The 8,325-nt window shown below is 59.0% G+C and carries 9 protein-coding genes and 1 tRNA gene; 7 read left to right on the forward strand and 3 right to left on the reverse strand.

Going from position 1 to position 8,325, the window contains the following annotated elements; genetic code table 11:
- The first annotated feature begins 192 nt into the window (after window positions 1-192).
- The 4 genes from GA0061077_RS06625 to GA0061077_RS06640 all read left to right on the forward strand — a co-directional run bounded on the left by GA0061077_RS06625 (window position 193) and on the right by GA0061077_RS06640 (window position 2,049).
- Window positions 193-867 (forward strand): non-canonical purine NTP pyrophosphatase, encoded by a 675-nt coding sequence (locus GA0061077_RS06625; protein ID WP_091848138.1) that lies wholly within the window; start codon window positions 193-195, stop codon window positions 865-867.
- Window positions 868-912: 45 nt separating this feature from the next.
- A complete protein-coding gene (locus GA0061077_RS06630; protein WP_091848139.1) occupies window positions 913-1,155 on the forward strand; it encodes a hypothetical protein in 243 nt (80 codons plus the stop codon).
- A complete protein-coding gene (locus GA0061077_RS06635; RefSeq protein WP_200754454.1) occupies window positions 1,149-1,880 on the forward strand; it encodes a GNAT family N-acetyltransferase in 732 nt (243 codons plus the stop codon). Before GA0061077_RS06630 ends, GA0061077_RS06635 begins: the two co-directional genes overlap by 7 nt.
- Before the next feature lie 88 nt (window positions 1,881-1,968).
- Window positions 1,969-2,049 (forward strand) — tRNA-Leu (locus GA0061077_RS06640).
- A gap of 601 nt (window positions 2,050-2,650) precedes the next feature.
- Here the strand turns inward: GA0061077_RS06640 and GA0061077_RS06645 are convergent.
- Both GA0061077_RS06645 and GA0061077_RS06650 read right to left on the reverse strand, forming a co-directional pair.
- Window positions 2,651-3,670 (reverse strand): aldo/keto reductase, encoded by a 1,020-nt coding sequence (locus GA0061077_RS06645; protein WP_091848140.1) that lies wholly within the window; start codon window positions 3,668-3,670, stop codon window positions 2,651-2,653.
- Window positions 3,671-3,705: 35 nt separating this feature from the next.
- Entirely contained in the window at window positions 3,706-4,206 is a 501-nt protein-coding gene (locus tag GA0061077_RS06650) for a MerR family transcriptional regulator (protein ID WP_091848141.1), read from the reverse strand.
- Window positions 4,207-4,376: 170 nt separating this feature from the next.
- Between GA0061077_RS06650 and GA0061077_RS06655 the strand changes: the two genes are divergently transcribed.
- The 3 genes from GA0061077_RS06655 (at window position 4,377) to GA0061077_RS06665 (ending at window position 6,389) form a co-directional block, all read left to right on the forward strand.
- Window positions 4,377-5,432: a zinc-dependent alcohol dehydrogenase family protein gene (locus GA0061077_RS06655; RefSeq protein ID WP_375773988.1), complete on the forward strand. Its 1,056-nt coding sequence runs from the start codon at window positions 4,377-4,379 to the stop codon at window positions 5,430-5,432.
- A 157-nt stretch (window positions 5,433-5,589) separates the two neighbouring features.
- Window positions 5,590-6,003: a cupin domain-containing protein gene (locus GA0061077_RS06660; RefSeq protein ID WP_183193184.1), complete on the forward strand. Its 414-nt coding sequence runs from the start codon at window positions 5,590-5,592 to the stop codon at window positions 6,001-6,003.
- 59 nt (window positions 6,004-6,062) lie between these two features.
- Window positions 6,063-6,389 (forward strand): carboxymuconolactone decarboxylase family protein, encoded by a 327-nt coding sequence (locus GA0061077_RS06665; protein ID WP_091848143.1) that lies wholly within the window; start codon window positions 6,063-6,065, stop codon window positions 6,387-6,389.
- 217 nt (window positions 6,390-6,606) lie between these two features.
- Here the strand turns inward: GA0061077_RS06665 and GA0061077_RS06670 are convergent.
- Window positions 6,607-8,325 (reverse strand): BspA family leucine-rich repeat surface protein (locus tag GA0061077_RS06670; RefSeq protein ID WP_143249635.1); only part of this gene is annotated, 1,719 nt, incomplete at its 5' end.

Here is an 8,325-nt window from a genome sequence, read left to right on the forward strand (position 1 = left end):
GCGCTTATCGCATTGAGCGTCGTGTTTTTTTATCCGACAGAAAACACACTGAGCAACGGTGAGCCATATGGGTTGCAATGTCGGGAATCTCGCTCTGTTGTTCTCCTACCGTATGTCGGAGAATGAGGACGGGCGGATAGTATGGAACGCGGGTAGTGGACTTAAACAAGGATCCTTGGAAAGAAGGAATGCATGAAGATCGTCGTCGCCACACACAACGAAGGCAAATTGCCTGAGATCCGCACCATCATCGAAAATGAGCTTGGAGCGGCGGCGCACCAAGTCGAGCTGGTTTCCGCAGGCTCGATGAACCTGCCGGATCCGGTCGAAACTGGCGTGACGTTCGAAGAGAATGCATTGATAAAGGCCAGGGATGTGGCCGAGCGGACCGGATTACCGGCGCTCGCTGACGACAGCGGTCTTATTGTGGACATACTCGGCTCGGCGCCGGGCATCCTTTCGGCGCGCTGGTCCGGTGTCCACGGACATGACGGCGCCAACAACGCGCTGCTGCTTTCGCAGCTCGAGGACATTGCCGATGAAAAGCGCGGAGCTCGTTTCTGCTGTGCGGCGGCCCTTGTGATTCCGCAGGATTGCAAGGAATCGCAGGTGGACGGAACACCGTTGAAGGCACGGAAGATCGTGGAGCTGGGCGAGATGCGCGGTGCGGTGATTCGCGAACCGCGCGGTGAGAACGGCTTCGGGTATGACTCCATTTTTGTGCCTGAGGACCAGCCCGGCCGTCTCGACAACGCGGGGCGGATGCTGACCAGCGCCGAGATGACCGCCGAAGAAAAAAACGCAATTTCTCATCGCCACAAGGCACTTACGGCACTTGCTCCGGCGATCAAGGAACTTATCGACTGAAATTCCCGGCGGGCGTGCTCCTACATGTGAACGAGAATATGAGCGATGCTCATCATGGCCGTGCCCACCACGGCCGTCGTGCACAGGATGAAACCGGCTAGCTTGGCGTTGCCCAGCACTTTGTCGGTGACCATCGTTGAGAAGACTGCCGTTGGCACCCGGCAGCACGATACCGAATTCAAGTACCTGCAGTACGCGATAATCCTTGGGGCCCAGCATGCCGGTTCGCTTGAACAGGTATCCCAGCGTAATGATGAGCAGCAACGTCGCCGGTTGGGTGAATGCTGACATGGGTACGTTCTTTTTTCTTCGCGTACGAGATGCTGCCGGCTGATTGCCTTGCTTTGACATATCATAGTCCCGGTGTCGTCGTTGGGCGATTGAAGATCGGTGAGTGGTCGGGAGTGTACGGGATGGACGGTTTGCAACATTCACAGTCGCTTGATGCGGCGATTATTCGGCGTTTGGGTGTTGAGGATGTCGGGCTATTGCGAGGGTTGAGCATCGAGACATATACCGATACGTTCGATGGGACGAGTTCGGACGCGGACATGCAAAAATTCCTCGAGTCCACATATTCCGAGACGGCGCTACGTGAGGAACTGGCAAATTCCGAGTCGATGTTTTTCCTGCTTTCCCTTCCGGTGCCTGGCGAGAACTGTGAGGATGACGGAGGCCGTAAGGGCGGTGAAAGGGGCGGGATTCCCGCTGGCTATATGAAACTGAATTTCGGTGATGCGCAGATCGAGGACATGGGCCCTGATGCAATGGAGATTCAGCGGCTTTATATTCGTGTGCCGTTCAAAGGATGCGGCCTGGGTTCGCGGCTGATGGACCTTGCGCTGCAGACGGCCCGTGAGCGCGGGCTGCGCAAGGTATGGCTTGGGGTGTGGGAGTGCAACGAGCCGGCGAAACGTTTTTATGCATGCAAGGGATTCGAGCGTGTTGGCGAGCACGTTTTCTGGCAGGGCGACGACAAGCAGACAGATTACCTGATGGCGCGCGAGGTATGAGCAGCCGGGCTAGAGCTCGTGTGGCTCGGGCTGCGGCGTGCGGCCAATAGATGCTTGTGCGGTACTTCTGCTAAATTGGTGATGTTGCGCGAGCATGGCGGAATTGGTAGACGCGCAGGATTTAGGTTCCTGTGACTTTGTCGTGAGGGTTCGAGTCCCTTTGCTCGCACTTGGATGGACGTCTGTTTGCGGCGAAGGCACGAAGAAAGGTGCTGGTGCTTCACTCTTTTCCGCGAGTTCGGTTTTTAAGATTTCGTGCAGTTCCTCGGAGCTCAGGTCGCAGCTGTCGGCGAGCCACATTTTGATAATTGCGGTGGTGTCGGCCTGCGAGTATGCGATGTGATACCGGATATGCTCAGAACCGTAATATTGTTCGGCGAGTTTGGTGTCGTATCGTGGGGGTTTGAATCTCATGTCGAGCCCATTGTGAAATACGCTGCATGGAACGCCTGATGGTCTTTGATATACCTGAACGACTTCGTAAAATCATTGAAATTTCAACCGTTTCTCGGTTCGTCCGAGTAGAGGTCGTCGAAATCGGCAAGCTTCTGTTTGTAAAGTAAATTCTCTGGTGGGCGGAAATGGTGAGTCCGTGATTGAATTGCCGAAAATACTGAGTTTCGGCGGTACCGGCAGAACTGTGATTATGTTGGGCGGTTGCTCGCGATGGGTGGGAACCTGAATGGATTCTCATCCATCGTATTGCAGTTGCTATGTTTCGTTTTCAGAAAGCGGCTGAATGTTGCAAATTGTCGACGACAGTGCCATGCCTACTTGGTTTCGGGTGAGACGGTGGTGCCGGCCAACACACGCTCGCCCGGGCGGGCCAACGGGCCTACCAATTCGTGAGCGACGTAGGGCTCTTCGAGATAAGCCACATCCTCTGGGCTGAGCTTGACGTCGAGCGCGGCAACGGCCTGGTCGACGCGCTTAGGGGAGCTGCAACCGACGATCGGTGCCGAAGGGCCGTGCGTCCAATGCCATGCTAGCGCGATTTGGGGCATGCTTACGCCATGCTTTTGCGCGAGTTTGGCAACGCGCTCGACGATGGGCATGTCGTTGCTTTTGTTGCGGTCATACTTGCTGTGCTCAACCTTGTCAGTTTTGCTGCGAACAGAATCCGAATCCCACGTCTTGCGGGCAAGATGACCCGAAGCTAGCGGGCTGTATGGCGTCGGAATCGCATTGAACTGGCGGGCCACGGGAATAAGTTCGCGTTCGTCCTCGCGATATATCAGGTTGTAGTGGCACTGAACCGTTGAAAGTTTGGTCCATCCGTTGCGTTCGGCGATGTCTTGAAGGTTGTGGTACTGGTAGCCGTACATCTCGCTGGCGCCGATGGCCCTCACCTTGCCTTCGCGCACGAGTTTGTCTAGCGCCTGCATGGTCTCTTCCATAGGGGTGTCGTAGTCGAAACGATGAAGAATATACAGATCGAGATAATCAGTCTGCAAACGTTTCAGAGTGCCCTCGATCTCGCGCTTGATCGCCTTGGCCGACGAGTGGCCCTCGTTGAAGTAGACCTTGCTGGCGAGCACAACCTGGTCGCGCGCCACGCCGAGGTTCTTGAGCGCCCGGCCGATAAATTCCTCACTGGTGCCGCGTGCGTAGCAGTTGGCGGTGTCGATGGCGTTGACTCCCAACTCAAGCGCACGCCCGATGACCGCCTCCGTGCCTTCCTGATCGATGGTCCAAACATGTTGTTCCGGGTCGGGCTTGCCGAATGACATGCCGCCGATGAACATGGGCGAGATCTGGATTCCCGAATCTCCTAATGCGATGCGTTGCATGATGATTTCCTTCTTTTCTTTTGGTTGACGACAGTTCAGGTCGTTGAAATGTCGTGTTTGGTGGTTGGCTTCGTTTCGGGGGCAGGGCTGTCGTGCCAGTGGCTGAGCCGTTTGACCTTCTCTTCGGCCAATGAGCCGATTCGGGAGGCTTCGGCATCGTCGCCGGCGGACACGGCCTGCCAATAGTTGATTTTGAGAGCGACGTACTCCTCGCGAGCCTGCAGGAACCGTTGCTCTTCCTCAAGCAGACGCTTCTGGTCTTGCAGCAGTTCGATTTCGGTTGATGCCCCCGCCTTCCCGCGCTCGCGGTTGGCCATGTACTCCTTCATTTTGGCCAGTGACATACCGGTGGCCGACAGGCAGGAAATAATCAGCAGTGATTGCAGGTCGGCGTCCGAATAGGCGCGGTGGCCACTTTGCGGGTCGCGGGCTATCGGTTCGATGATGCCCACATCCTCGTAGTAGCGCAACGTGCTTTCCGGCAGGCCGCAATACAGTGAGGCTTCGCCGATGGAATGCCATTTCTGAGTACTCATGGACCCCACTGTATTGACTTCAAGTGCTTTAAGTCAATACAGTGGGGTTCATGGTCATATAGCGACCTGACAATACGTCTCGTCAAAGAGAGCCGTCATGTTGTGCGGCGATCTGGAACCTTGGCGGATTGGCGTTTCAATGGGGTATAGAGGATGCGAAGGAGAGCGCGATGAATACAACAACGATGAAGGCGGCCGTGTTTGAGGGACCGGCGAATATAGAGGTGAAGACTGTGCCTCGCCCAGAGCTCAAGGAAGACGGCGATATTGTCATTCGCGTCGTTCGTGCGTGCGTGTGCGGGTCGGATCTCTGGTTCTATCGCGGCATTGAAGATCGTGCGCGCGGGGAACAGACCGGGCACGAGGCCATCGGCGTTGTCGAGCAGGCCGGGGCCGGTGTGCACAGCGTTGCGCCGGGTGATTTCGTGATTGTTCCGTTCCCGTTCAGCTGTGGCACTTGCCCGGTTTGCAAGGCGGGGTTTGAATCGTCGTGCCCGAACGGCGGCTATTTCGGCAACGGCGATTTGGGATGTCAGGCGGAGTTTCTGCGTGTGCCGCAAGCCGATGGCACCGTGGTGAAGGTTGACGAACCGGAAGGTGGGTTCGGCGATGCCATGCTTGCCTCGCTGCTCACGCTCTCCGATGTGATGGCGACCGGCTATCACGCCGCCGCCAGCGCCGAGGTCAAAGCCGGTGACACCGCTGTTGTGATGGGTGACGGCGCCGTTGGACTGTGTGCTGTCATCGCGGCGAAGCTGCGCGGTGCCTCCCGCATCATCGCGATGAGCCGACATGAGGACCGTTCTGCCTTGGCCTGCAAATTCGGTGCCACGGACATCGTGCCTGAGCGAGGCCAGGCGGCCATTGACAAGGTGCTGTCCATGACGGACGGCTATGGTGCCGACGCTGTGCTGGAATGCGTGGGTTCAGCAGAATCGTTCGTCACTGCGTTGGGCGTGGCTAGGCGCGGGTCGGTTGTCGGCCGCGTTGGAGTTCCACACGATGAGAAACTCGACGGTGATCGAATGTTCTACGACAATATCGGCCTGCGCGGCGGTCCTGCGCCTGTCCGCTCATATGACAAGGCGGTGCTGCTCGACAAGGTTCTCGACGGCTCCATCAATCCGGGCCGTGTGTTCACCGCTCAGTTCGACATCAATCACATCGCTGACGCGTACAAGGCCATGGATGAACGCAATGCCATCAAGTCGATGATCGTATTCTGACCGTTCTGTCGGTAATGTGCCATCCCCGAAAGCGGGTGGTTGCTCAGCGATGGAATTTATCGGGTTTCTTCGCTGAAATCGTTACCGGATAAGGAATCTGAAATTTACCGGGTGCTGCAATGACAAGATTGTTGCCGTGCCTGCCATGAAAGGAAAGATGATGTCCGCTACGTTTACCAACCCGAGTCTGTTCCCGATGGGCCGTCCCAACGATGCATACGCCCAGTATTTCGAGGGGCAGAGCTACCTTGCGGCGCTCGTCGGCAACGACGCGGTGTCCGTAAGCAACGTAACGTTCGAGGCCGGATGCACCAACCATTGGCATGTTCACCACAACGCCACGCAGGTGCTCATCGCCGTGGGCGGCAGGGGATACTGCCAGTTCGAGGGCGAAGCCGTGCGCAAGCTGCGCCCCGGCGATGTGGTGCTCGTGCCGCCGGAGACCAAGCATTGGCATGGCGCCAGTCCCAGTGAACCGTTCTCACATATAGCGGTGATGGTTCCGCAGGAGGGTGCGAGCAACGAGTGGCTTGAACCCGTCGATCAAGAGGAATATCAGCAGCTCAACTGACCGTTGAGGCAACGACGAGGCACGATGGTTGGCTTTCATCGGCAATGAAAGGAAACGCAATGGCTAAGAAACAGACAGCGGGGCACGAGCAGCTCGGGCAGTTCGCGCCGCAGTTCGCTCATTTGAACGACGATGTGCTCTTTGGTGAAGTGTGGAGTCGCGAGGATGAGCTCTCCGCGCACGACCGTTCGATGATCACCATCGCGGTGCTTATCGCCTTGGGTGCCACTGAGCAGATTGATGCGCACCTGAACATTGGCAAATCCAACGGCATCACCAAAGAGGAGATCGCCGCCGAAATCACGCACCTTGCGTTCTATGTCGGCTGGCCTAAGGCATGGTCGGCCTTCAATCGAGCCAAGAAGGTATGGAGCGAAGAGGACTGAGGTTTCTCTTCTTATTGCTGCCCCATCCGTTGCTCTGTTGAGCGATGGATGGGGCAGCGGTATAAGTCCCTCAGTTTTGAACCATGAGGTTCGTATCGGTGGCCTGGCAGATTTAAAACCACTAAGGCTGACGCCTGTGAAATAGGCAAGTGCGGTATCGGCTTTGCCGTGGAAGCTGATTATGTTTAGCGACGGATTGACGCTTGCCTACTGCTTCCTATCGATTGTTGTTTGCGTGGTGTGTCTTGCGTCTGTGGTTGCGCAGGCGGGTGGCGGTGGCGGTCAGGATCGTGACTGCGGCCAGTGCTGTGGCGAGTGTGAGCAGTGCCGGCCGGTTGTTTCCTCCGGTGAGGGGCAGTGTACCCGTGTAGGGGGTGGGTATGTGGATGTTGGTGTGGGTTGTGGGGCTGTCGACCTGTTGGTTGCCTGTGGGGTAGGCGGTGTCTTTGGTGGTGAGTGTGGTGTCGACGCTCCAGTCGCCGTCGGGGGTGGAGGCGGGCAGGGTGATGTGCCATGGGTGTTCGGTGGTGCCGTTGTAGGGCAGGGTGTTGCCGTGTTGGTCGGTGGTGTCGGTGGTGGTGTCGTGGCATTGGGTGCCGCCGCCGGGGGCGGTGTGGCAGATGCGGATGGTGTCGGTGTTGCTGTGGGGTGTGGCGGTGCCGCTGATGGTGACGCTGTTGTCGGCGGGGTCGCGGGTGGCGTTGACTCCGGCGGGTGCGGCCAGGGGTGTCCATTGGGCGGTGAGGTCGATGGTGGTGCGTCCCTGTGTGTCGGTGTCGCCGAGGCTGGTTGGCACGGGTGTGGTTCCGGCGTGCACGTCGGTGCCGTTGCCGGAGTGCCATGTGGCGAACAGGTTGTGTTCGGGCCGTTTGATGGGTGAGGGTCCGGCGACGGTGAGCTGGGCGGTGCGGCTGTCGGTGTCGGTGAGGGCCTTGGCGGTGGCGGGTGGCGTGCCGGTGCCGGTTCCTGATTGGTAGTTGACGGTGGTGTAGGGCAGGATGCCCTGTTTGTCGGCGGGTGTGCCGTAGGCGGTGCCTGCGGGGTCGGTGCGGGTGTCCTTGGCGCTGACGCTGGCCTTGAGCCGGTAGGGCGCGTCGTAGTCGGACGCGTCTCTCAGTTGGGCGATGGTGAGGTTGAAGGTGCAGGTGCCGGTTCCTGCGGCGGGTGTGCAGTCGGCGGTGCGTCCGGTGCCGTTGGCCGATTCGAGCCTGATGCCGTCGCCGGCCGCGGCCCCCTTGGGCAGGGTGGCGGTGATTTCGGCCCATGGGCCGGGGGTGCCGTCGGGGTTGGGGGCGCCGTCCGCGTGGATGTTGACGGCGATGGCGGGTGTGCCGGGGTCTCGCCATTTTGCGGTGATGGTGGCGGTGCTGGCTCCGGTGGTGACGTCGGTGCCCAGGTCTGTCCATGTGACGGTGTTGCCGTCGAGGGTGACGTGTTCGGGGTCGCTGGTGGTGAAGGCCCATCCGTCGAACACCTTGCCTGCCGGTGCCGGCTGTGTGCCCCAGTCGATGCGTTGGGTTCCGGCGGCGCTGGTGGCGGGGTTGAGGGTTTTGGCGTGGTCGGGTTGCCCGTTGTTGTAGTCGACGGTGACGGTGAGGGTGGCGCGCACGTAGTGGCCTTCGGGGCTGCGTCCGGAGTCGCGTGCGGTGCGTGCCACCAGGCTGGGGACGGGTGTTGGTCCGCCCGGTGCGGTCAGCTCCACCCAGCCGCTGTCGGGGGAAAGGCCCGCTGAGGTGTCGGTGGCGGTTGCGGCGAGGTGGGTGTTGGGCCCGAGCCGCAGCTCCCGCAGCCGCGAACAGTGGTCGAACATGAAGCTCATGTAGGTGGTGTTGGTGGTGTTGAAGTTGCTGAGATCGAGCTTCGTCAGTGCGCCGCAGCCGTAGAACATCCAGCTCATGTAGGTGGTGTTGGTGGTGTTGAAGTTGCTGAGGTTGAG

Source organism: Bifidobacterium commune (assembly GCF_900094885.1).
Classification (GTDB): Bacteria; Actinomycetota; Actinomycetes; order Actinomycetales; family Bifidobacteriaceae; genus Bifidobacterium; species Bifidobacterium commune.